Raw genomic sequence first — 20705 nt, 5'->3', positions numbered from 1 at the left:
GACTAGCCCTTCACTTCGCCATCAACATACATCCACGCTTTGCCAAAACGTTTAAAACGAGAATGTTCAACATGCAAGCCATTTTTCCCCTCTTGTATAAATGAAGCACGAAAAGAGACTTTACCCACTTTATCGCTCTCTCCTCCTTGCCATTTTTCCATGACTTCCAACCCTGTCCACGCCACACCTTTACACGTAAAGGCAATTTCTTCTTTGAGATTTTTGGTGCGGTTGCTTGGATGTGTTGTTTCAAACAGATAGTCCGCCAGTCCAAACACAAACGCAGCATAACGTGAACGCATGAGTGCTTCAGCCGTTGGCGCGTTGTGATTTTTATGGTACGACTCACAACATGTTTCGTAGGTTTTACCACTGCCACACGGACAGAGATTTGTTTCTTTCATTCTTCCTCTTTTGATCGCTTTAAGGGAATAATTATACAAATATTTCATTAAAACACCTCTTCTAAGCACGCTCTTTCAACTGTTTCTATTGCGTGTTTGGCTACAATACTCTCTCATTTAGTACAAGGCTTTTAGATTATGTTTGCTTCGCTTTTTCTGTCATGGAAACCATGGCTTCCTGTTGTTTGTCTTACGATTTCAGCGTTTATTTTTAACACCACCGAATTTGCTCCCATTAGCCTCCTTACAGACATTGCGGTAGATTTTCACATTAGCGAAGCGCATGCTGGGCTGATGATGACGGTTTATGCATGGATTGTAGCGACCACATCGCTACCGTTGATGCTTCTTACCAAAGATATGGAACGCAAAAAATTATTGCTACTCTTATTTTCCTTTTTTATTGCGAGCCATATACTCTCTATTCTCGCGTGGAATTTTTGGATTTTAATGCTCTCTCGTATTGGCATTGCCTTTTCTCATGCCATCTTTTGGTCTATAACCGCCTCATTAGCTTATCGTTTAGCCCCACAAGGTAAAAAGACCAAAGCACTGGGCATCCTAGCAACAGGTACATCGCTTGCCATCGTTTTGGGCTTGCCTCTGGGTCGCCTCATCGGTCAAAGTCTTGGCTGGCGCACAACTTTTGCTTGTATTGCTTTAGTAGCCTTTGCCATGATGTTTTTTCTCATGAAACTCTTACCACAACTTCCTAGTGTCAACGCAGGCTCGCTGAAAAGTTTACCTCTTTTGATGAAAAGACCCGCCCTTATGGGTGTTTATCTGTTAACCGCTTTAGCCATTACCGCACATTTTACAGCATATACATACATTGAGCCTTTTGTGCAACAAATCGCTCTTCTAAGCGGTGACTTCGCTACCCTAACACTCTTTATTTTCGGCATTGCGGGAATGCTAGGTAGTATGATCTTTTCGCATTTCAAGCACAAATACCCTTTTACGATTATCGTCAGCTCTCTTTGCGCACTCATTGCGTCGTTAGTTTTGATGCTCCCTCTTGCACCTTATACAATTTCATTGAGCTTCTTATGCCTTCTTTGGGGCATTGCTATTTGTCTTATCAGCCTCATTCTTCAAGTCACTGTTTTAGAACTCACTCCTGATGCGACCGATGTTGCGATGTCGCTTTATTCGGGCATTTATAACATTGGTATTGGCGGAGGTGCTTTTGTAGGAAGTTTGGTTATATCGCAGAGTTCCATGGAAAACGTGGGTTTTGTCGGAGCGCTTTTTGGAAGTGCCGCTCTTGTGTTAGCAGTTTGGATTTGGAAGAGGTATCTTTTGATTAAAAACTAAGCTATTTACTAAACCGTGCATGAAGCGCATTATAAACTTTATTGTTTTCACGTTTTCCCACAACCAAAACAATGATAACAACCCTGTCATCCATCACTTCATATGCCAGTCTGTATCCTGCTGTTTTGAGTTTGATTTTATAGACTGCATCAAATCCAACGAGTTTGTCTTTAGGAACTTTTGGGTTTTCCAGTCTCTCTTTCAGCTTCTTTTTAAACTGCTCTTTGATGGTCTCACCCAAATTTTTCCACTCTTTAAGTGCTTGTGGGTGAAATTCTAATTCATAGCTCATCAAGCGTTACTTTGATAGGCGTATAAGTTTCGCTTTGCCTGCTTGTGACTTCTTTGGAGAGCATATAATCATCCAGCATTGCCATCAATTTTTCATAGGTTTTAGAAGGAACAAGGTAAGCACTCGCCACATTGTGATTGAGTATGGCAACAACCTCTTCCCCCGCATTTTCAAGAATTTGCGTGGGTGATTTTTTAAGCTCAGTGATGCTTGCTGTGTAGTTGGATAAAATAGGTTGCATAATAGACACCTTTTTTGGTACTTTATTTGGTGTTTATTATACTTGAGTGAGGGATTTTTGTCAAATGAGGGGTTTAGATATATTGGTCAAATTGTCATTTTATTTCTTTTGTCATATTATAAAAATAGTCTGCACAAGATTCTATTCCTTTACTCTCTTTTTGAAAGACTTTTGAATAACTATCCCGTAAGTAAGTAAGAATTGATGTCAAATCATTTATTACATCATCGAGTTTAAAATCAACTTTTTTTAAAATATTTTGATATTTAGCAATATTATATTCCGATGGTTCTGGTTTAATTAAACTACTTCTTATAGATTTTACATGTGTTTGATATGTACTTAAATGTAGATATACCATGTGTATGCTTGTCAGCATATCATTGTGGGCAATAGAAATAATATCTAAGCTTTTGATATCATTTAATAGTTTGAATATATCTTCAAAACTATCAAAGATTCTCTCTATATCCATATAAGTTATTTTTTCTTTGACTTGCTCATTTTTAAGTGCAACCAATCTCATTTTGATTAAACATAAATGAAAAAAAACATATCTAACTTGATTTGATATTTCTCTATTTTTTATTTTAACTGTTGAATTTATATTCAGTATTACCGAATAAGAAGCTAATAAAGCAGATATTAAAACTCCTAATGCACCTATAAGAGATAAGTTTTTTTCCCAATTTATAAATATTAAGTAACTTAAAATAATGACTAATAACAAGGCTACACTTCGTAGAAACATAATAATGTATTCAGGGTCTAATGGAGTTAAAAATATTTTTTTCAGCATAGTTTCCCTTGTAAATTTAAACAAAGATATAAAAATAAATAACTTTACATGTAAAGCTTTTCAGCCTTACATGTAAACGTTTGACTTAGCCTTCTCGAAGCGCCTTAGCAATCAATTCAATTGGGTTTTTAAAGATAGCATCGACTTTTTGACCGTGCATCGCATCGCCTAGTTGCATACGACAGGCACTACACTCTGCACTCACGTATTCAGCACCCGTCTCTTTGATCATCGCGGCTTTTGGAAGTCCAGCAGCTTTTGCAAAACGGTAGTTTCCTGTTTGCATCGTCACACCGCCAAAACCACAACAGCGGTTCGGGTCGCTCATCTCTTTAATGACGTAGTTTTGGGAAATAAGATTGCGTGGCTCTTTCCAAACACCTTGCATTTTACGTGCGTGGCATGGGTCATGGTAAGTGACTACTTCACTTTTGCGAGCTTTAGTAGCCAAAATTTCAGCTAAATTGGTCTTTTTCTCTAGGTATTCCGTAGCCATGAAAATGTGTGGAGCAATCGCTTTTGCTCTTTGTTGCCACTCAGGTTGGTCGTGGAAAAAGTGAACATAGTCTGCTTTGATCATCGCACTACAGGTCGCTTCAGGAATGATGATCGCATCAAGTTCGTTTACAAAGCCTTCGATGTACTCGATGTTAAATTTCGCCAGAAAATCCACACTGTCAAAATCGCCCGTAAAATACTGAGGTGCGCCACAGCATTTTTGTTGTTTTATGAGGTAAGCATCTATTTGTAACTCTTTTAAAATCTCTAAAAGTGACTTGCCAATGTCGGTGTACATGTAGTTCGCCAAACAGCCGATGAAAATGCCCACTTTGCCTTTGCCACCGTTTTTAATCACATCGGGATGGGAATTTAAAAAGGTCTTTTTGGCAAGACTTGGGAAAAGTCTGTCCATCTTAATGATCGGGAAATTGCGCATGTACATGGAACTTTTTTTCTCCACGATTTTAAAGCCACAAGTTTGAAACATGTAACCAAAACGAGCCAAAACATCCATGATGTTGCGGTTGCGAAGCAAGAAGAACGCAAGTTTTTTATACCACGCTAAGCCAAATTTCTTGCGAATATCGTTACGCGCTTGCTCTATGAGCATATCCACAGGTAAATCGTTCGGACAGACATCGACACAGTTGGTACATAAAAAACAACTCTCAAAAATGTTTTTAGCATTTTTATCGAGTTCGAGTTCACCTCGTTGGTACGCGCCTAAAAGATCAAGAAAACCTCTAGGAGAAGTAACTTCATCACGGTTAACTTCGTGAATGGTACAAACAGGAATACACTTACCGCACTTAACACACGCATCGCTCGTTACATTAAATTTAAACATCATTTACACCGTTTTACTGAAGCGTCGTTTATCTTCAGGGATTTTTTGGAGGTACGCATCAAAAGGCATCACGATATTGCGAATGAGCAGTGTGCCTGTGGTATTGACTAAAATCTTTTTAGCAACTCTGTCAACCACCACTAATTCTTCTTCAACAAAAGGAGCGAGTGCTGCAACTGCGTCAGAAAAGTACTCAAAGAAGTCAATGCCAAAAGCTTGCTCAATGCCCGCAATGTTAAGTTTGAAGTTACTCATCATTTCCATAATGACCGCTTTTCGAAGCACATCATCGTCATTTAAAACAAGCCCACGATGCACAGGCAATACACCCGCATCAATGGCTTTTTCGTACTCATCCATCTCTTTAAAGTTTTGAACATAGTGTTTCAAACCTTCGCCGATACTCGTCAAACCAATACCAATTAAGTCCGCGCCACCTTTAGTAGTGTAGCCTTGGAAATTACGGTGCAATTCGCCTTTTTCAATCGCCAAGAAAAGCTCATCATCAGGCTTCGCAAAGTGATCCATACCGATCATCTTGTAGCCATTGGACTCTAAATAATCAATCGTATAACGCATAATCGCAAGCTTGACACTCGGGTGAGGAAGCGTTGTCTCATCGATTTTTCGCATCGACTTTTTCATCCATGGCACGTGTGCATAATTGAAGACAGCTAAACGCGATGGATCAAGTGATACGGCAAGGCGTAACGTCTCTTGGAATGTCTCAAATGTTTGGTATGGAAGTCCGTAAATAAGATCCATATTGATCGACTTAATCCCTGCTTCTTTTGCCATTTTTACAACATTGGCAGTCACATCGTAAGGCTGAATGCGATGGATCGCTTTTTGTACCTCATCGTTAAAATCTTGCACACCATAACTCACACGATTAAAACCGTGCCCTGTCAAAATATCTAATTGCTCTTTTGTGAGGTAACGAGGGTCAATCTCACAGCTGATTTCAGCGTCTTTAGCAAAGTTTTTGAAGTGAGTTTTAATAGCACCAATAATGCGTTCTAACTGTGGGGCACTAAAAAAGGTTGGCGTACCGCCACCAAAGTGCATTTGAATGACTTCACGTGACGTATCGAGGTGATGAGAAAGAAGCTCTAACTCTCGCACAAGATAGTCAATGTAGCGCTCTTTTTTGTCTTCTTTACTGGTATAAACAACATTACAACCACAGAAGTAACAGGCACTTCGGCAAAAAGGAAGGTGGAAATAGAGCGAAAGTTTACGATTTTTATCTTGGTGTGCTAAGACCTCTTCGTAACTTTTACAGGTAAAGCCTTCATTAAACTCTGGAGCCGTGGGGTAACTCGTGTACCGAGGCCCCGCTTTAGAATACTTCGCGAACTTGTCAAAATCAATCATGCTTCATCCTAACGCTCTACCGCGCTGATAATACTCGCCCCTTCAGGCAAATAGAGATCTTTCAGGTCTAAAAAGAGGTTTGGATGATCTTTTTTGATCTTTTTGACCAATTTATCAAAATCAATCTCACTCTTTTTACTTTTTTTAATCTCTTCTGTTGCTACCGTCCAAACATCTTGAAAATCAAGTGGCAATTGCTGCAAAATACTCTTCTCCAATTTGAGGAAAAGTGCCTCTTGCTCCGCTTTTTTAAAGTGCTCTATCATTTTACTGAGCGTGTCGATGGAAAGAAGTGCATGGAGTTTTTGTTTTTCATCGTACACCAACCATGGCTCTTTTGCATTGTCCCATGAACCATTTTTAAGGCGTAAAAGCTTTGTACTTTCTTCCTCATTTGGCACTATTTCTAAAACCGTCTGTTCTTTTTGTTTACTGACGCTCAAACCCTTAGAAATTTTTTCTATCATCTTGAACTCTTTTTTTCGTTTAAATTCCATTAGCTGTTTCTGTGCCTATCAAGCCATACCATAACGGCTTTTTGGGCATGAAGTCTATTCTCTGCCTCATCAAAAATCTCATCCGCATGTGCTTCAAAGACACTCTCGCTCACTTCATAGTCACGGTACGCTGGTAAACAATGTAAGAACATCGCATCTTTTACAGCCAAGCTCATCATGGCATCATCCACCATGTAGCCTTGGAATGCTGCCACGCGTGCAGCTTTTTCCGCTTCTTGTCCCATGGAGACCCATGTGTCTGTTGTGACAACTGTAGCACCCGTAATTGCCTCTTTTGGGTCATTGCCAATTTTAATGACCGCACCACTCTCTTTAGCAAAATTAAGGGCTTCTGCTAAGATTTTTGCATCTACTTCATAGCCTTTTGGTGTAGCAATACGAAGTTCAAAACCTAGCTTTGAAGCCAGCATCAGCCATGAATGGGTCATGTTATTACCATCGCCTACATACGCTACGATCGGATTGGTCGCTTTATTATACTCAACCATCGTGAGATAGTCTGCCATAAGCTGTACAGGATGATACGAATCACTCAAACCACTAATAACAGGTACTTTAGAGAATTTTGCAAACTCTTCCAATGTGCTTTGTGCAAAGGTTCTTATCATCACCATATCCACCATACGACTAATCACACGCGCCGTGTCTTTCATAGGCTCACCACGTCCGAGTTGCAAGTCATTGGAAGAGAGAAACAAACCCACGCCTCCAAGCTGGTGAATACCCACTTCAAAACTCACACGTGTTCGAGTACTGCTTTTTTCAAAAATCATACCTAAAGTTTGCTCTTTGAGATATGGCACATAATTTTTGGCTTTTGCCTCTTTTTTAATGCTAATTGCAAGGTCGATAATCTCTAAAATCTCTTGCTTACTAAAATCTTTAAGTGTTAAAAAATGTCGCATATTACTTTCTCCTTAAAACTTCTGCTACTTCTTTTGCATGGTAACTGATGATAATGTCAGCTCCAGCACGTTTAAACGCGATCATGGTCTCCATCATCACACGCTCATAATCAATCACACCTGCCTTACCAGCGGCTTTAAGCATCGCATATTCGCCACTGACGTTATAAATACATAAAGGTGTCGATGTAGCATTGCGTACATCACGAATGATGTCAAGGTACGCAAGGGCTGGTTTGACCATCAAAATGTCCGCACCTTGCATCTCATCTTCCACAGATTCCGCTATGGCTTCTCTTCTATTTGCAGGATCCATTTGGTAAGTTTTACGATCACCAAAACTTGGAGCAGATTCTGCCACATCACGGAAAGGCCCATAATAGGCACTTGCAAATTTAGTCGAATAACTCATAATCGGTAAGTTGACAAATCCTTCGCTATCTAACGCTTCACGTAGTGCTTCGATCATGCCGTCCATCATGCCTGAAGGGGCGATCATGTCTGCTCCAGCGTGTGCATGAACAAGCGCTTGTTTGGCTAAAATTTCGAGTGTTGCATCGTTGTTGACACTCTCATGTTCAATGTCTAAAATACCACAGTGTCCATGGTCGGTAAATTCACAAAAACAAAGATCGGTCACAACGAACATGTTCGGATACGCCTTTTTAACGGCTTTAATAGTACTAGCGATAATGCCATGTTCGCATAAAGCGTCGCTTCCCACGCTGTCTTTCACTTCAGGGATACCAAATAAAATAATCGAGTTGATACCAAGCTCTTGTAAGATTGCGCACTCTTTGAGTATTTCATCAATGCTCATCTGATACACACCTGGCATTGAGCCAATCTCTTTTTTAAATCCTTCACCATTTTTTGCAAATAAAGGGTAAATAAAATCGTCCATACTGAGTGTTGTTTCACGTACCAATGAGCGAAGAGTTGCGTTCATTCTAAGTCTTCTAAATCTTTTAAACATTCTTTTGCCTTATCTTGGTTAAAATTAGACCTCGTTATAAAAAGTAGTGATTTTAGCATAACTGGATATAAAAGAAAATGAAAATAGAAATTTCCGAGATTGCGAACCTTCCATCACGTTTTGGAACGTTTAAAATTCAGTCGTTTAAACAAGGTATTAAAGAGCATCTTGTAGTATTTAAAGAGCCTTTAGGTGAGATTCCATTGGTACGTGTTCACAGTGAATGTTTAACAGGTGATAGTATGGGAAGCCTTAAATGTGACTGCCGTGACCAGCTTGAGTTTGCGCTTACAACCATTGAAAAAAATGGAGGAATGGTCATTTATTTACGTCAAGAGGGAAGAAACATTGGGCTACTGAACAAAGTCAATGCATATGCTTTGCAAGATAAAGGGTTTAACACCATTGAAGCCAACCATCAGTTAGGCTTTTTGGACGATGAACGCACGTATGAAATGGTCGAATTTGTGCTGGACTATTTTAATCTTAAAAAAATCAAACTTCTCACCAACAATCCTAAAAAAATAGAGAGTTTGAAAAACATTGAAATTGTTGAACGAGTTCCTGTCATTATCCCTTCTAATAAGTTCAATGCAGGCTATTTGAAGACCAAAAAAGAGCAGATGGGACACCTTCTTTAGGAGCGATTGTGATACGCAATGCCACAGTTGGAGATGCTAACATCATTGTTCAACTTCTCTCGGAGCTTGGTTATGCAGATACACAATCCTTCATTAAAGAGCGTATCCAAGAACTGTTAGAAAACCCTGATGCGATGCTTTTTCTCTACGAATATGAGGGCAAAGTTGTTGCCCTTCTCTCTTTACATATAATCCCACAAATTGCACTTTTCGGCTCATTTTTACGCATCAGTTATTTTATCGTGGATGAAACAGTAAGGTCACGTGAGATTGGAGCAGAGCTTGAAGCTTTGGCAATTAAAATTGCTACAGAAAGAGCGTGCGATCGCATTGAAGTACATTGTCATGAAAGACGTAAAGGTGCGCACCGTTTTTATGAAAAGAATGGATATAAAGAATCGCCGAAATATTTTATCAAACAACTTCACAGGTCAAAAAGGCGAGCCTAAACTCGCCTCACACTTATGCTTTTAAATTTGCGTTCGCAAAATCCCAATTGACAAGATTTTTCAAGAAAATATCCAAATAATCTGCACGTCTGTTTTGATAGTCAAGATAGTACGCATGTTCCCAAACATCAACGGTTAAAATCGCTTTTTGCCCATGGGCAAGCGGTGTATCCGCATTCGCTGTTTTAGTGATTTTGAGCTTTCCACCTTCTAAAACAAGCCATGCCCAACCACTGCCAAATTGTGTCAGTCCTGCATTTTTAAAGGCATCGACAAATGCGCCAAAACTGCCAAAATCTTCATTTATTTTTGAAGCAATAGCCCCACTCGGTAAGCCACCGCCACCCTTTTTCATGGAGTTCCAATAAAACGTATGATTCCAAACTTGAGCAGCATTGTTAAAAATACCTGCTTTTTCAGGCTGATTAGCAACGGCTAAAATAATTTTTTCAAGACTCTCATCTGCAAGCTCACTTCCTTGAAGAAGATTGTTAAGATTAGTAACATAGGTTTGATGATGCTTACCATAATGAAAACCAAGTGTATTGGCCATAATGTAAGGTTCTAATGCGTTAGCTTCGTAAGGAAGTGCTGGTAACGTAATTGCCATAATAACTCCTTTATTGAAAATTTGTTCGTAAGTTCATTCTACAGCTTCTTAATAAATGAATGATAAATATTGTTATTTAATTTTAATTTGAAGATTGATATAACTCATTTTTGATGTATACTTTTCGTACATTCTTTTTACACAAGGAGCTTATTATGAAACGAAGAGATGCTTTTAAAGTTGCTGCACTTGCAGTCTTAGCTACCACTGTTGCAAATGCTTATGACGAGAAATTGATTGTCAACAAAAAGAAGATGGACATTAAAGACCCAGCGAACATGACAGAGCTTGAGCTTAAACACTCTCCTGAAATTAAAGTAGGTGCTGTTGATGCACAAGGCTTTGCGTTAGTTGAAGTCAACATCGGACAAAAAGGGGTCATTCACCCAAGTATCGATAACCACTGGATTTATGAGATAGAACTTTTAGCAGATGGTAAAAAAGTGGCAAATGTCTCCTTAGAGCCAACGACATCAAGAGGCTATCTTGCAACAAGAATCAATACAAAAGAGGTTAAAATACTTTCAGCCATATCACGCTGTAATCTTCATGGAGAATATACCGCTTCGATACAACTTTAAAAAAGAGAGCCTTACTTAGGCTCTCTTTTTCGTCTTCTATTCTGTAAAATATTTAAAAAATATATGTCTTTATAAGAACTTGCCCTCTTGACTTAGGTCATTGAATTTTTTGAAAAACCAATGAATAATATAACCTTATATTTACTTTACATAGGAGAATTAAATGCGGAGGACTATCAAACGACAATTAGGCTTAGTTTCGATTGTTGTTGTCTTTGTAGCACTGCTACTGGGTATCAAAACCGTAGTGGATGGGCAAAGTAAATTGCAAAACATCCATGATTTACAAAATATTGTTACTCTTTCAACCAGCATTAGTCTCTTTGTACATGAGAGTCAAAAAGAGAGAGGCACGAGTGCTGGATTTATTGGATCATCGGGTAAAAAATTTGCAGACAAATTAGCCCCACAACGCCTACTAACAGACAAAGAGCAAAAGCGCTACAGAGAAGCACTAGGGGCAATTGATCTTGCGCGTTATCCACAATCGTTGAGTGATCAGATAAAAACCATTGAAGCAATGCTTCAAAAGCTTCCTTCTATTCGCAGTCGTATTGATAGCCTCAGTATTAGCGCAGCAGAACAAGTGGATTATTATACACTTCTAAACAAATACCTTTTGGATATTGTTGCATCTACGGCTGTACTCTCTTCCGATCCGGTGATTGTAAAAGAGTTGAGTGCTTATGCAAATTTTCTTAAAGCAAAAGAGCGCACTGGCATTGAAAGAGCCGTTTTATCTAACACCTTTGCTGCTGGAGCTTTTGCGCCCAATATGTTTGTTAAACTTATCACATTGGTTTCAGAACAAATTTCTTATATAGACTCTTTCGCAGGGACAGCTTCACCTACTTCGATTGCCTTTTATGAAAAAACCATGCGCAATCCTCTGGTCGCAGAAGTTGAGAAAATGCGTAATACCGCCATCGAGAAATCAAATGTAGGTAATTTTGGTGTTGATGCGCCTCATTGGTTTGATACCATTACCAGTAAAATCAATCTTCTCAAAGAAGTAGACGATGCGCTGGCACAAGAGATTTCAACATCGCTTACAACGCTTAAAAGTAATGCCCGTACGCAAATGTTCATTGAAGGTGGTGGACTTGTTGTTATTACACTTTTTATTATCATTTTACTCTATGCTACATTTCAAGATGTCATTCGCACGATTACAATTTCAGGTAAAAAACTCGAATCCATCGCTTCAAACCTTGACCTAACACAATCATTAGCCCTTGAAAGTGACAATGAAATTTCGGACACAATGAAACAAGTCCAAAAACTTATCTCTAATTTTAAAGAGTCGATTAGCAAAGCACTCGATACCTCAAATCAAAGTGTTGAAGCCAGTAGTTCACTGAGCAATGTCTCTACCAATCTTGCCTCTAACATTGAAGAGCAAAACCGATTTATTCATAGTATTCAACAGGAAATGCAATCGTTTAAAGAGAAAGAAATGGCGATGAAAGAGATGTCTTTTAAAACCTTTGGGGACCTTGAGCAGACAAAAGAGGTGCTAGAAGCCTTTGTTACCAACATGGGTACAGTGGTCGAACTTATTTCACAAAGTGCTCAAAAACAACACGAACTTGGAGGAAAAGTTAATTCACTTTCCCAACAAGCGACACAAATTAAAAATGTCTTGGGAATTATTGGTGATATCGCGGATCAAACAAACCTTTTAGCCCTTAATGCTGCCATTGAAGCTGCCCGTGCAGGGGAACATGGTCGTGGGTTTGCCGTTGTTGCCGATGAAGTTCGAAAGCTTGCTGAACGTACACAAACCTCACTTTCAGACATCAGTACAACTACGAATGTCATTGTTCAAACGATTCATGATGTTACCTCTGAAACAGAGAACATTTCACAATCTTTCTACCATCTCTCAAAAGAGACCAATACACTTATTGCTGATTCGCAACATACTTCTGAAAAATTGAGCAGTACTATCAAAATTTCACAACAACAAACTTCCGAGCATACAGCTGTCGCACAAACAGTTGAAATATTTATGAAGCATATTGATGAAGTCACAACCCTCTCAGAAAATAACAACACTCTTGGCGAGCAAGTAAAAGAGATTTCTAAAAACCTCTCAGGAAAAGCCGAAAGTGCCAATGTAGAACTCAGGCGTTTTCGTATTCACTAAATCTGTGCATGTAAGCTCCAATCAGAGCTTACATGCACAATTTCAAATATTAATCGCTCATTAATCGCCATTTGGATAGGATATAAGATCAAATCACACTAAAGGCTTTTAAGATGGCTGCTTCCTTGCTTCCTGATATATTTTGGCAACAGGTCGATACTTTTGCGACGCTCTTGCTTCAGTACAATCAAACACATAATATTTCAGGTGCGAAAACAAAAGAAGCCGTACTTAAAAATGTTGAAGACAGCATCTATCCTTTAGAATATTTAAACGTCAATGAAATAAAAAACGCGATCGATATAGGCACAGGAGCTGGGTTTCCAGGCTTACTCCTTGCACTTGCCCTACCTCACGTGCATTTTACACTGTTTGAGCCTATTGCAAAAAAGAGTGCTTTTTTACACCTTGCAAAAACAACATTAGAGCTTAAAAATGTCGATATATCAACAAACAGAGTTGAAAAAGTGACACCTTTTAAAGTCGATCTCATCAGTTCTCGTGCTGTCACTAACACGAAGATGTTGGTCAAATTGTGTAAACAGTTTATTGATCCTTCCACAACACTTCTATTTTATAAAGGTGAATTGGTAGAAGAAGAGATCAAAGGGCTATCTAACTGTCATGTTTACCAACGAGACAAACGTTATTATCTTATTATGAAGGATGTTGATGCTGCTTAAAATTGCATTGTTTGCGGGTGTTATCTTTCTTATTTATATCTTTTTTTTCAAAAATAGTCGTAAAGAAGAGATTAAAAAAAATGCTCCCAAGAAAGTCTTAGAGGGTGAAACGATGGTCGAGTGCCAAGCGTGTTCAACTTTTATCAGCCACAAAGAGGCAATCATCAAAGATGGCCACTTCTATTGCTCAAAAGAGTGTGCGAGGTTACCCTAATGTTACTCATCGGTCATGAACTTATCTCTAGTAAGCCTTTTTACCGTGTTGTCTCTATTGAAGAGATTGCTAAAACCCCTTCACAAGGAGTGGTTTTGTTTGATTTTGAACCAAATCTTGCAGCATATTGCAATACCCAAAGCGTTGTATTTGCCTTACATGTAAAACATATTAAGGAACTCATTTTAGCAAATGCTTTAGGTGCTTCATACTTTATCGTGGATAAAGGCTTAGCACTTCATGCTCAAAAAATTGCTGATGATTATCTCTTTGATGGGAAAGTATTGCTTTTAAGCAACGATGACAATGAGATCGAATTTGCAGCGTCTCATGCCATCGATGGTATTCTTTTTGAATCAGGTATTGTACAACTTTAAGCTCAAATAATCTTGCGTTTTAACATAGGAGCGAGTTTGGTAACGATCTCATAGCTGATCGTATGAAACTGTTTTGCTAAAGGGTTTGCATCATCAAACATACACACGTTTGGAGCATCACCTCCAAGGCAAAAACTGTCCATAGACATGCGTCCCTTGCTCAAACTTCCATCTGCCATGACAACAGGTAAGTATCCATCAAAACGGAAAAAACCATCGCCATAACCAATGTCATACGTTGAAATCAGTTCATCTTGTATTGCCTCATAAACACTACCATAGCCTACGCGTTCACCTTTTTTAAGCACGCGTGTACTCAAACGCTCTGCCCAAAGGGCAAGAACAGGTTTTAGATCAAACGTGGCGATTAGAGGATCTAGCGTTGTGTAACCGTACATTGCAATACCCGTTCTAGCATAATCATCATCACCTAATGAACGCGTACGAAGCAATCCTGCTGAGTTACACGAATGAAATGAAGTCTTTGGTAACCCATAGTGTTCGATGAGTGCTTTAATGCGTTTTTTAGCACGTTCAAAATTAGCACGTTGCCAAAAAAATTCACTGTTAAGCTCATCCGAACTTCTAAAATGGGTAAAGACCCCGCGTAAGCATAGTTTTTTAGCATGAATAAGCGCCATAGCTTCTTCAATTTGTCCCTCGTTAATGCCATTGCGGTGCATTCCCGAATCAAAACTAAGATGAATCGAAGTACCTTCTGGAAGAGCTTGAAGTGCTTCATAGGAATGTGCTGCAAGGGAAATAGAAGCAGAAAGTGCTTGAGAAGTAGGATGATCAACCAAGACTAAAACTTCTTCAAAAAGATCGGCAATCATCTCGGCTTCTTCGATATTTTTCACCGCAGCCTTCTTTAAGCCATACTCCGAAGCAAGTTCAGCCATAAGTCTAAGATCATGCCCATACGCATTGTCTTTTAACACCGCCATGAGCTTTGTTTTGCCCCCAGCCTTTGCGCACAACACGTCTAAGTTGTGAAAAAAGTGCGCTTTATTAATTGTAATAAATGCCATTGTGTTACGCTTTACTTCCTAAATTTCGGATTACAAAACCACGGATTTTACGGGCTTGATAATCAAGTTTATAAAAATGTTCATACACTGCTTTTGCATCCAATGTTGGATGATTGGAAAAATCAAAGGCTATATTTTTGCTATCTTTTGGAACATTGGCATCAAGATAAGCCATAAAAGCATCTCTCGCATCAATAAGTTTCTCTAGTTCTTTGTCGATTTCTATCTCATTTGGATTCATAACGTATCCTTACTTTTCAGCCAATACCTGCATTTTATCGCCTACTAACTCTATATAAAGCTCTTTGTCACCTTTTGAGGAGAAAGAAGGGCTTTTATACGTTTGCATAAATGATACCTTAAAGAGTTTACGATCATCAATGGTTGGATAAGGTGCAACACTCATGTTCTCAAACAAAATCATTTTACTCTCTTTACGTGAGAAAATCTGTTTTTTCATGTTTGAAAATTGTACTTTTCCTGATCCATCTGATTTTTTAAAATCATTGGAATAAAAATTCAAATAAGCATTAATATCATTCACTTTCCAAGCACGTTGCCATTTATACACTTCACTTAAAATCGTTGCAATTTGTTCACGTGTCATTTTTGGAACTTTAGATTCGCCGATAATGACAACGGCACTTTGTGCATTCATTTCCGTATCAAGCGTTAAAATGGCATTGTTTTCCATAACTACGCAGCCTTTACTTAGATCATCTCTGTCTTTTCCATCGATTGGCATTCCGTGAATCCAGATACCATCGCCACTTTTATTTCTTAAGACATCAAACAAATTTGGATACGATAGTGAAAAAGCAAGTGGTCCGTAAAATTGATTGGTTGGTTTGAAACGTTTGGTGATTTCATAAACGCCTACAGGTGTTTTAAGATCGCCTCGTTTGACTTTATCGCCACCCTTACCCATAATAACATCGTCATGCCCACGAACCAGTTTTAAACCATCTTCTTCTACGTGATATACTTCACAGCGTTTTCTCTCTTTTTCGCATACAATAAGTGATTCTACATCTTCGTAGTAGCCGTAGCTTACATCCATATTTTTAAGATGTTTTAACCAATAATCACGTGATACTGCCTCTTTTTCACTTGGCGTTTTAGGTTTTACAAAAAGTTTTTGTCCCAATTTAACAACAGGTTCTTTAACAACTTCTTTCTCTTTTTTAACCTCTTTTACGGGTATCTCTTTTATCTCTTTAGATTCAAACTCTTTTTTAAGAAAATCTTCAACGGCATTAATGCCTTTTGTTTTATAAATTTTATAAATATCCTCAGCTGTCGCCGCGTATAAAGCAAATGCACATAGAGATAAAAAAACTAGATAACGCATACAACCCCTCTTACTAATTACAATTTTTGGAAGGCATTTTATAAAAAAATGACTTAAGACCTCCTCTGTTGTAGGAATAAAAATTGATTTTCTTTTTTTACGTGGATTTTAAAATTCTTTGGCTATCATCAATCCATACGAATTTCAACAAAAGATGCGCCCATGTCATTAGAACTCATTTTGGCTTCATGTATCGTCGCTCTACTGGTTATACTCCTTCCTACGCTTTTTCTACTCAGTCAAAAACTAGGACCTTCCAACATTGGCAATAAAGCTAAAAACAGTGTGTACGAAAGTGGTATTAGCACACCTATTGGAAACAGCGAGAGTCGCTTTAGTGCCAAGTTTTATCTGGTTGCTATTTTATTTGTCCTGTTCGATGTGGAAATTGCCTTTATGTTTCCATGGGCAGTTAACGTTCGCGAACTCAGTTTTTTTGGACTTTTTGAGATGTTTACCTTTATGGGACTTCTTCTGTTTGGACTGATTTACATTTACCGTATCAAGGCACTCTCATGGCAGTAGGCGCAGAAGCAATTTTTGGCGAAAGCCTCATTACCACCACACTAGACAGTGCCATTTCTTGGGCACGAGAATCTTCCATGTGGCCTTACATCTTCGGAACGGCGTGTTGTGCCATCGAATTTATGAGCGTTGCAAGCAGCAAATACGACATCTCCCGTTTTGGTGCAGAAGTCGTGCGCTTCTCTCCACGTCAAGCGGATCTGCTCATTATTGCTGGAACGATTAGTTATAAACAAGCACCTATTTTGAAAAAGATTTACGATCAAATGAGTGAACCAAAATGGGTCATCAGTGCTGGAGCATGTGCATGCAGTGGTGGCTTTTATGACAACTACACAACCCTACAAGGCATTGACAGCATCATTCCCGTCGATGTCTATGTCGCAGGATGCCCTCCTCGCCCTGAAGCCTTTTTGGATGCTCTTTTAAAGATTCAAAAAATCCAAGCAACCCAGAGCCTTTTAGAGGATCGCTCAAAGAGAATTTTCAAAGGAGTTCTTGATGCCTAATGCATTTAAAAAACTCTTTGAAGAACACTACACTCTGGATGCTTATGGAGCGTATATTCTTCCCAAAGATCTTATTTTACAAGCATTACAAATTCTTTTAGAAAAAGATACGTACACTTTTTTAGTCGATATGACTGCTATTGATTATTTACAGGCAAAAAACCAGCCTGAGCGTTTTGCCATCGTTTATCTTTTACGCGACCAAAATTTTCAAAATCTCATTACGCTTAAAACCTATATTGACAGCTCGCTTGCAACACAAAGCATTACGTCACTGTACAAAAGTGCTAACTGGGCGGAGCGGGAGATTTGGGATCAATACGGCATTCATTTTAAAAACCATCCAAACTTAAAGCGCATATTGAATCATAAAGAGTTTATTGGACATCCTTTACGTAAAGATTATCCAATTACGCAAGGGCAATTATGCCATCAAAGTGATGATTTGATGGATGAGATGACCCCACGTCTTAAGACTAAAGGCAAAACGTCGCAAGATGAGCTTATGTTTCTCAACCTCGGCCCCGCACACCCCGCCAGTCATGGAACAATTCGCACCTTTGTAGCGTTGGATGGAGAGAACATCGCCTGTGCTGTCAGTGAGATTGGCTACTTACACCGTGGTTTTGAAAAATCGTGCGAAAATCACACCTACAATCAGATTATTCCTTATACCGACAGACTTAATTACTGTTCTGCCATTCTCAATAACATTGCTTACGCACATGCAGTTGAGGGTATTTTAGGCGTTGACTTACCTGAGCGCGCTAAGTTTATTCGTGTTATCATCGGCGAGCTTTCACGCATTATCGACCATTTGGTCTGCTTAGCCGCTATTTTAGTAGATATGGGCGCACTCACGAACTATTGGTATCTTTACAATCCTCGTGAAAAAGTCTATGACCTGCTTTCAAAACTAACAGGAGCGCGCCTTACTAATTCTTACATGCGAATTGGTGGTATGAGCCATGACTTGTATGATGGTTTTGAGGCTGATATCAAAATCTGTCTGAAAGAGATCGAACAAGGTGTGGGCGAAGCACTCAAACTTATCGAACACAACCGTATTTTTCACGATCGAACCCAAAACGTCGGTATCATTACGAAAGAAGATGCTATCAACCGTGGGCTAACGGGTCCAAATCTTCGAGCCTGTGGCGTTCCTTACGACCTAAGAGTCACTGCACCTTATTATCATTACGAGACGTTCGACTTTGACATTGCTCTTGGAAGTGTGGGAGATGTGTACGATAGAATGATGGTGCGTTTTGAAGAGATTAAGCAGAGTACGCGCATCATTCATCAAGCCATGCAACGCCTGCCACAAGGGGCTATTTGTGTGCAAGATCATGCCATCTCTTTGCCTGCTAAAAAAGATGTTTACACAAACATTGAAGGGTTGATGAATCAGTTTAAACTCATTTATGAAGGTGTCAAAGTGCCTACAAGTGAATACTATCGCGCCATTGAGGGAGCGAATGGGGAACTTGGCTTTTTTATCATCAGTGATGGCAGTGGAACACCGTATAAAGTTAAAGTTAGACCACCATGTTTTTACGCGATGGCAGCATACCCGCACCTTATTGAAGGCAGTATGATTGCGGACGCTGTTTTAAGCCTTGGCAGTCTCAATATTATCGCAGGGGAGTTAGATAGATGAGTACTTTTTCGTTCAATCACGGAAATGAGGAAAAATTTAATGCCCTTTTAGAGCGCTATCCCAACAAAAACTCACTGATGTTGCCTTCTTTATGGATAGTTCAGTACCAAGAGGGGTGGATCAGCCTTGAAGCGATGCAATTTATCGCTAAAAAATTAGAGTGTTCAGCTATGGAAGTTTATTCTGTTGCCTCTTTTTATACAATGTTTAACCTTCAACCTATCGGCACATACCACCTGCAACTCTGCAAAACACTTTCTTGTATGCTTGCTGGTTCCAAAACACTGCAAGAACATTTGCAAAACCGCCTTGGTATCAAAGCTGGAGAAACAAGTAAAGATGGTAAATTTACCCTCTCTTTGGTTGAGTGTTTAGGCTCTTGTGGCACATCGCCTTGTATGCGTCTTAACGATGACTACATCGAAAATTTGACCGTTGAAAAGCTCGATGCCCTTTTAGAGGAGCTTTCACATGATCGTTAAACTCGTCAGCAAAAATTTTGACATCCCAGAGGCCTATACGCTCCCTGTAGCGAGAAAAAATGGCAGATACACCTCTTTAGAAAAACTCTTTAAAATGAGCCCAGACGAAGTCACTACTGAAGTCGAAAAAAGTGGACTACGTGGTAAAGGTGGTGGTGGAGCTGCAACGGGTGAGAAATGGCGACTCATCTCTCCTAAAAATACCAAACCTGTTTACTTGGTCATCAATGCCGATGAAGGCGAACCAGGAACTTTCAAAGACCGTCAGATTTTAGAGTTTGACCCGCATCTGCTCATCGAAGGAATTATCTGCTCCAGTTACGCTATTGGGGCGCATCATGCGTATGTTTACATTCGTGGTGAGTATGTCTTTTGGATGAATCGTTTGCAACATGCCATCGATGAAGCCTATGAGGCAGGCATTTTGGGAGAGCGTATTTTAGGGCATAGCTACGCACTAGACATTACTGTACACAAAGGTGCGGGGGCGTACATCTGCGGTGAAAAAACAGCTCTTTTAGAATCTTTAGAAGGCAAGCGCGGACATCCTAGACTGAAGCCCAAAGGCAAAGAGCCTGAGTGGTTTTTTGGTAACCCAACCGTCGTGAACAATGTCGAGACCATCGCGAGTGTCCCCTACATCATTAATGAAGGCTATGGCGCGTACCAAATGTATGGCACCAAAGAATCCCCCGGCACAATGCTCTTTGGCATCAGCGGTCACGTAGAGCGCCCAGGTGTGTATGAACTCCCTTTTGGAACGAGCATGAAAGAGGTCATTTACGATCTGTGCGGTGGCATTAAAGGTGGGAAAAAACTCAAAGCCATCATCCCCGGTGGATCATCAGTGCAAATCCTCAGAGCCGATGAAATCGAAAATATAACGCTGGACTACGAAAGCCTCAAAGCGCATGGCTCATCGCTAGGCACTGGCGGTATGATCGTCATGGATGAAGACGTTAGCATCCCTGAAGTAATGAAAAACCTCTTTGAGTTTTACCACCACGAATCCTGCGGGCAATGCACACCATGTCGTGAAGGCACAGGATGGGTTGATCGCATCTTAGCCAAAATCTTGGCGGGAAAAGGAACTAAAGAAGACTTCGAAACCATCCTTGATGCCTGCGATATGCTCAATGGTAAAACCATCTGTGTTTTTGCTCCATCGGTGGCATTTATCGCGCAAAGTTATTTGAAGAAATTTAAAGAAGAGTTCGAAGCGTTGCTCAAATAGCCTTTACTTGTAAAAACTTAAAATATATCATG

26 protein-coding genes are annotated in these 20705 nt (G+C 39.5%); 13 read left to right on the top strand and 13 right to left on the bottom strand.

Annotated features, from left to right (window positions below):
- Positions 1 to 2: 2 nt before the first annotated feature.
- Positions 3 to 404: a YchJ family protein gene (locus V7Q04_RS02240; protein WP_333803289.1), complete on the bottom strand. Its 402-nt coding sequence runs from the start codon at positions 402 to 404 to the stop codon at positions 3 to 5.
- Between the two features lie 138 nt (positions 405 to 542).
- On the opposite strand from V7Q04_RS02240, the gene V7Q04_RS02235 reads away from it, so the two are divergent.
- Positions 543 to 1721, top strand: coding sequence for a sugar transporter (locus tag V7Q04_RS02235; protein WP_333803288.1), 1179 nt, complete (start codon positions 543 to 545; stop codon positions 1719 to 1721).
- A gap of 1 nt (position 1722) precedes the next feature.
- Here the strand turns inward: V7Q04_RS02235 and V7Q04_RS02230 are convergent, their stop codons facing one another.
- The 8 genes from V7Q04_RS02230 to hemB form a co-directional block, all read right to left on the bottom strand.
- A complete protein-coding gene (locus V7Q04_RS02230) occupies positions 1723 to 2013 on the bottom strand; it encodes a type II toxin-antitoxin system RelE family toxin (protein WP_333803287.1) in 291 nt (96 codons plus the stop codon).
- Positions 2003 to 2254 carry a type II toxin-antitoxin system Phd/YefM family antitoxin gene (locus V7Q04_RS02225; protein WP_333803286.1) on the bottom strand — a complete coding sequence of 84 codons (252 nt, stop codon included), beginning with the start codon at positions 2252 to 2254 and terminating at the stop codon, positions 2003 to 2005. Before V7Q04_RS02225 ends, V7Q04_RS02230 begins: the two co-directional genes overlap by 11 nt.
- A 94-nt stretch (positions 2255 to 2348) precedes the next feature.
- The gene (locus tag V7Q04_RS02220; protein WP_333803285.1) at positions 2349 to 3053 is read right to left on the bottom strand and encodes a hypothetical protein; all 705 of its coding nucleotides are present in this window, start codon (positions 3051 to 3053) and stop codon (positions 2349 to 2351) included.
- 85 nt (positions 3054 to 3138) lie between these two features.
- The gene (locus V7Q04_RS02215; RefSeq protein WP_333803284.1) at positions 3139 to 4401 is read right to left on the bottom strand and encodes a (Fe-S)-binding protein; all 1263 of its coding nucleotides are present in this window, start codon (positions 4399 to 4401) and stop codon (positions 3139 to 3141) included.
- Positions 4402 to 4404: 3 nt separating this feature from the next.
- Complete coding sequence (gene hemN, locus V7Q04_RS02210) at positions 4405 to 5778, bottom strand: oxygen-independent coproporphyrinogen III oxidase (RefSeq protein WP_333803283.1); 1374 nt, start codon at positions 5776 to 5778, stop codon at positions 4405 to 4407.
- 8 nt (positions 5779 to 5786) lie between these two features.
- Positions 5787 to 6245, bottom strand: a complete 459-nt coding sequence (locus tag V7Q04_RS02205) for a DUF2603 domain-containing protein (protein WP_333803282.1) — start codon at positions 6243 to 6245, stop codon at positions 5787 to 5789.
- Between the two features lie 29 nt (positions 6246 to 6274).
- Entirely contained in the window at positions 6275 to 7201 is a 927-nt protein-coding gene (gene argF / locus V7Q04_RS02200) for an ornithine carbamoyltransferase (RefSeq protein WP_333803281.1), read from the bottom strand.
- 1 nt (position 7202) lies between these two features.
- Positions 7203 to 8177 (bottom strand): porphobilinogen synthase, encoded by a 975-nt coding sequence (gene hemB, locus V7Q04_RS02195; protein ID WP_333803280.1) that lies wholly within the window; start codon positions 8175 to 8177, stop codon positions 7203 to 7205.
- A gap of 77 nt (positions 8178 to 8254) precedes the next feature.
- Here hemB and ribA point away from each other — a divergent pair, with 77 nt between their 5' ends.
- Both ribA and V7Q04_RS02185 read left to right on the top strand, forming a co-directional pair.
- Positions 8255 to 8818: a GTP cyclohydrolase II gene (gene ribA, locus V7Q04_RS02190; RefSeq protein WP_333803279.1), complete on the top strand. Its 564-nt coding sequence runs from the start codon at positions 8255 to 8257 to the stop codon at positions 8816 to 8818.
- An 8-nt stretch (positions 8819 to 8826) separates the two neighbouring features.
- Positions 8827 to 9267 (top strand): GNAT family N-acetyltransferase, encoded by a 441-nt coding sequence (locus V7Q04_RS02185; RefSeq protein WP_333803278.1) that lies wholly within the window; start codon positions 8827 to 8829, stop codon positions 9265 to 9267.
- A gap of 13 nt (positions 9268 to 9280) precedes the next feature.
- Here the strand turns inward: V7Q04_RS02185 and V7Q04_RS02180 are convergent, their stop codons facing one another.
- On the bottom strand, positions 9281 to 9877 hold the full coding sequence (locus V7Q04_RS02180; RefSeq protein WP_333803277.1) for a superoxide dismutase: 597 nt from the start codon (positions 9875 to 9877) through the stop codon (positions 9281 to 9283).
- Positions 9878 to 10032: 155 nt separating this feature from the next.
- Between V7Q04_RS02180 and V7Q04_RS02175 the strand changes: the two genes are divergently transcribed.
- The 5 genes from V7Q04_RS02175 to V7Q04_RS02155 all read left to right on the top strand — a co-directional run bounded on the left by V7Q04_RS02175 (position 10033) and on the right by V7Q04_RS02155 (position 13881).
- Entirely contained in the window at positions 10033 to 10458 is a 426-nt protein-coding gene (locus tag V7Q04_RS02175) for a desulfoferrodoxin family protein (RefSeq protein ID WP_333803276.1), read from the top strand.
- A 163-nt stretch (positions 10459 to 10621) separates the two neighbouring features.
- Positions 10622 to 12607 (top strand): methyl-accepting chemotaxis protein, encoded by a 1986-nt coding sequence (locus V7Q04_RS02170; protein WP_333803275.1) that lies wholly within the window; start codon positions 10622 to 10624, stop codon positions 12605 to 12607.
- Positions 12608 to 12720: 113 nt separating this feature from the next.
- Positions 12721 to 13290: a 16S rRNA (guanine(527)-N(7))-methyltransferase RsmG gene (gene rsmG / locus V7Q04_RS02165; protein WP_333803274.1), complete on the top strand. Its 570-nt coding sequence runs from the start codon at positions 12721 to 12723 to the stop codon at positions 13288 to 13290.
- A complete protein-coding gene (locus tag V7Q04_RS02160) occupies positions 13280 to 13504 on the top strand; it encodes a PP0621 family protein (RefSeq protein ID WP_333803273.1) in 225 nt (74 codons plus the stop codon). Before rsmG ends, V7Q04_RS02160 begins: the two co-directional genes overlap by 11 nt.
- Positions 13504 to 13881, top strand: a complete 378-nt coding sequence (locus V7Q04_RS02155) for a hypothetical protein (protein WP_333803272.1) — start codon at positions 13504 to 13506, stop codon at positions 13879 to 13881. The genes V7Q04_RS02160 and V7Q04_RS02155 overlap by 1 nt, the downstream gene beginning before the upstream one ends.
- 2 nt (positions 13882 to 13883) lie before the next feature.
- Here V7Q04_RS02155 and V7Q04_RS02150 read toward each other — a convergent pair whose 3' ends face one another.
- Genes V7Q04_RS02150 through V7Q04_RS02140 form a run of 3 tightly spaced genes read right to left on the bottom strand, consistent with a single transcriptional unit; the run spans position 13884 to position 16263 of the window.
- Entirely contained in the window at positions 13884 to 14912 is a 1029-nt protein-coding gene (locus V7Q04_RS02150; RefSeq protein WP_333803271.1) for an alanine racemase, read from the bottom strand.
- A gap of 4 nt (positions 14913 to 14916) precedes the next feature.
- Positions 14917 to 15153 carry a hypothetical protein gene (locus V7Q04_RS02145; RefSeq protein WP_333803270.1) on the bottom strand — a complete coding sequence of 79 codons (237 nt, stop codon included), beginning with the start codon at positions 15151 to 15153 and terminating at the stop codon, positions 14917 to 14919.
- Positions 15154 to 15162: 9 nt separating this feature from the next.
- On the bottom strand, positions 15163 to 16263 hold the full coding sequence (locus V7Q04_RS02140) for a L,D-transpeptidase family protein (protein ID WP_333803269.1): 1101 nt from the start codon (positions 16261 to 16263) through the stop codon (positions 15163 to 15165).
- A gap of 162 nt (positions 16264 to 16425) precedes the next feature.
- Here V7Q04_RS02140 and V7Q04_RS02135 point away from each other — a divergent pair, with 162 nt between their 5' ends.
- Genes V7Q04_RS02135 through nuoF form a run of 5 tightly spaced genes read left to right on the top strand, consistent with a single transcriptional unit; the run spans position 16426 to position 20673 of the window.
- Entirely contained in the window at positions 16426 to 16788 is a 363-nt protein-coding gene (locus V7Q04_RS02135; protein ID WP_333803268.1) for an NADH-quinone oxidoreductase subunit A, read from the top strand.
- Positions 16779 to 17297: an NADH-quinone oxidoreductase subunit B gene (locus V7Q04_RS02130; RefSeq protein WP_333803267.1), complete on the top strand. Its 519-nt coding sequence runs from the start codon at positions 16779 to 16781 to the stop codon at positions 17295 to 17297. The genes V7Q04_RS02135 and V7Q04_RS02130 overlap by 10 nt, the downstream gene beginning before the upstream one ends.
- Positions 17290 to 18957, top strand: a complete 1668-nt coding sequence (gene nuoD / locus V7Q04_RS02125) for an NADH dehydrogenase (quinone) subunit D (RefSeq protein WP_333803266.1) — start codon at positions 17290 to 17292, stop codon at positions 18955 to 18957. The genes V7Q04_RS02130 and nuoD overlap by 8 nt, the downstream gene beginning before the upstream one ends.
- On the top strand, positions 18954 to 19439 hold the full coding sequence (locus V7Q04_RS02120) for an NADH-quinone oxidoreductase subunit NuoE family protein (protein ID WP_333803265.1): 486 nt from the start codon (positions 18954 to 18956) through the stop codon (positions 19437 to 19439). Before nuoD ends, V7Q04_RS02120 begins: the two co-directional genes overlap by 4 nt.
- Positions 19429 to 20673, top strand: a complete 1245-nt coding sequence (nuoF, locus tag V7Q04_RS02115) for an NADH-quinone oxidoreductase subunit NuoF (protein WP_333803264.1) — start codon at positions 19429 to 19431, stop codon at positions 20671 to 20673. The genes V7Q04_RS02120 and nuoF overlap by 11 nt, the downstream gene beginning before the upstream one ends.
- Positions 20674 to 20705 lie beyond the last annotated feature (32 nt).

Source organism: Sulfurospirillum sp., assembly GCF_036802865.1.
Classification (GTDB): Bacteria; Campylobacterota; Campylobacteria; order Campylobacterales; family Sulfurospirillaceae; genus Sulfurospirillum.
The sequence above is the reverse complement of the archived record's forward strand: the minus strand, read 5'-3'. Positions and strand labels throughout refer to the sequence as shown.

Bases quoted from the DNA above. Each gene is read 5' to 3' on its own strand.
- V7Q04_RS02240 (WP_333803289.1), bottom strand. From the start codon at position 404: ATGAAAGAAACAAATCTCTGTCCGTGTGGCAGTGGTAAAACCTACGAA.
- V7Q04_RS02235 (WP_333803288.1), top strand. From the start codon at position 543: ATGTTTGCTTCGCTTTTTCTGTCATGGAAACCATGGCTTCCTGTTGTT.
- V7Q04_RS02230 (WP_333803287.1), bottom strand. From the start codon at position 2,013: ATGAGCTATGAATTAGAATTTCACCCACAAGCACTTAAAGAGTGGAAA.
- V7Q04_RS02225 (WP_333803286.1), bottom strand. From the start codon at position 2,254: ATGCAACCTATTTTATCCAACTACACAGCAAGCATCACTGAGCTTAAA.
- V7Q04_RS02220 (WP_333803285.1), bottom strand. From the start codon at position 3,053: ATGCTGAAAAAAATATTTTTAACTCCATTAGACCCTGAATACATTATT.
- V7Q04_RS02215 (WP_333803284.1), bottom strand. From the start codon at position 4,401: ATGTTTAAATTTAATGTAACGAGCGATGCGTGTGTTAAGTGCGGTAAG.
- hemN (WP_333803283.1), bottom strand. From the start codon at position 5,778: ATGATTGATTTTGACAAGTTCGCGAAGTATTCTAAAGCGGGGCCTCGG.
- V7Q04_RS02205 (WP_333803282.1), bottom strand. From the start codon at position 6,245: ATGATAGAAAAAATTTCTAAGGGTTTGAGCGTCAGTAAACAAAAAGAA.
- argF (WP_333803281.1), bottom strand. From the start codon at position 7,201: ATGCGACATTTTTTAACACTTAAAGATTTTAGTAAGCAAGAGATTTTA.
- hemB (WP_333803280.1), bottom strand. From the start codon at position 8,177: ATGTTTAAAAGATTTAGAAGACTTAGAATGAACGCAACTCTTCGCTCA.
- ribA (WP_333803279.1), top strand. From the start codon at position 8,255: ATGAAAATAGAAATTTCCGAGATTGCGAACCTTCCATCACGTTTTGGA.
- V7Q04_RS02180 (WP_333803277.1), bottom strand. From the start codon at position 9,877: ATGGCAATTACGTTACCAGCACTTCCTTACGAAGCTAACGCATTAGAA.
- V7Q04_RS02175 (WP_333803276.1), top strand. From the start codon at position 10,033: ATGAAACGAAGAGATGCTTTTAAAGTTGCTGCACTTGCAGTCTTAGCT.
- V7Q04_RS02170 (WP_333803275.1), top strand. From the start codon at position 10,622: ATGCGGAGGACTATCAAACGACAATTAGGCTTAGTTTCGATTGTTGTT.
- rsmG (WP_333803274.1), top strand. From the start codon at position 12,721: ATGGCTGCTTCCTTGCTTCCTGATATATTTTGGCAACAGGTCGATACT.
- V7Q04_RS02160 (WP_333803273.1), top strand. From the start codon at position 13,280: ATGCTGCTTAAAATTGCATTGTTTGCGGGTGTTATCTTTCTTATTTAT.
- V7Q04_RS02155 (WP_333803272.1), top strand. From the start codon at position 13,504: ATGTTACTCATCGGTCATGAACTTATCTCTAGTAAGCCTTTTTACCGT.
- V7Q04_RS02150 (WP_333803271.1), bottom strand. From the start codon at position 14,912: ATGGCATTTATTACAATTAATAAAGCGCACTTTTTTCACAACTTAGAC.
- V7Q04_RS02145 (WP_333803270.1), bottom strand. From the start codon at position 15,153: ATGAATCCAAATGAGATAGAAATCGACAAAGAACTAGAGAAACTTATT.
- V7Q04_RS02140 (WP_333803269.1), bottom strand. From the start codon at position 16,263: ATGCGTTATCTAGTTTTTTTATCTCTATGTGCATTTGCTTTATACGCG.
- V7Q04_RS02135 (WP_333803268.1), top strand. From the start codon at position 16,426: ATGTCATTAGAACTCATTTTGGCTTCATGTATCGTCGCTCTACTGGTT.
- V7Q04_RS02130 (WP_333803267.1), top strand. From the start codon at position 16,779: ATGGCAGTAGGCGCAGAAGCAATTTTTGGCGAAAGCCTCATTACCACC.
- nuoD (WP_333803266.1), top strand. From the start codon at position 17,290: ATGCCTAATGCATTTAAAAAACTCTTTGAAGAACACTACACTCTGGAT.
- V7Q04_RS02120 (WP_333803265.1), top strand. From the start codon at position 18,954: ATGAGTACTTTTTCGTTCAATCACGGAAATGAGGAAAAATTTAATGCC.
- nuoF (WP_333803264.1), top strand. From the start codon at position 19,429: ATGATCGTTAAACTCGTCAGCAAAAATTTTGACATCCCAGAGGCCTAT.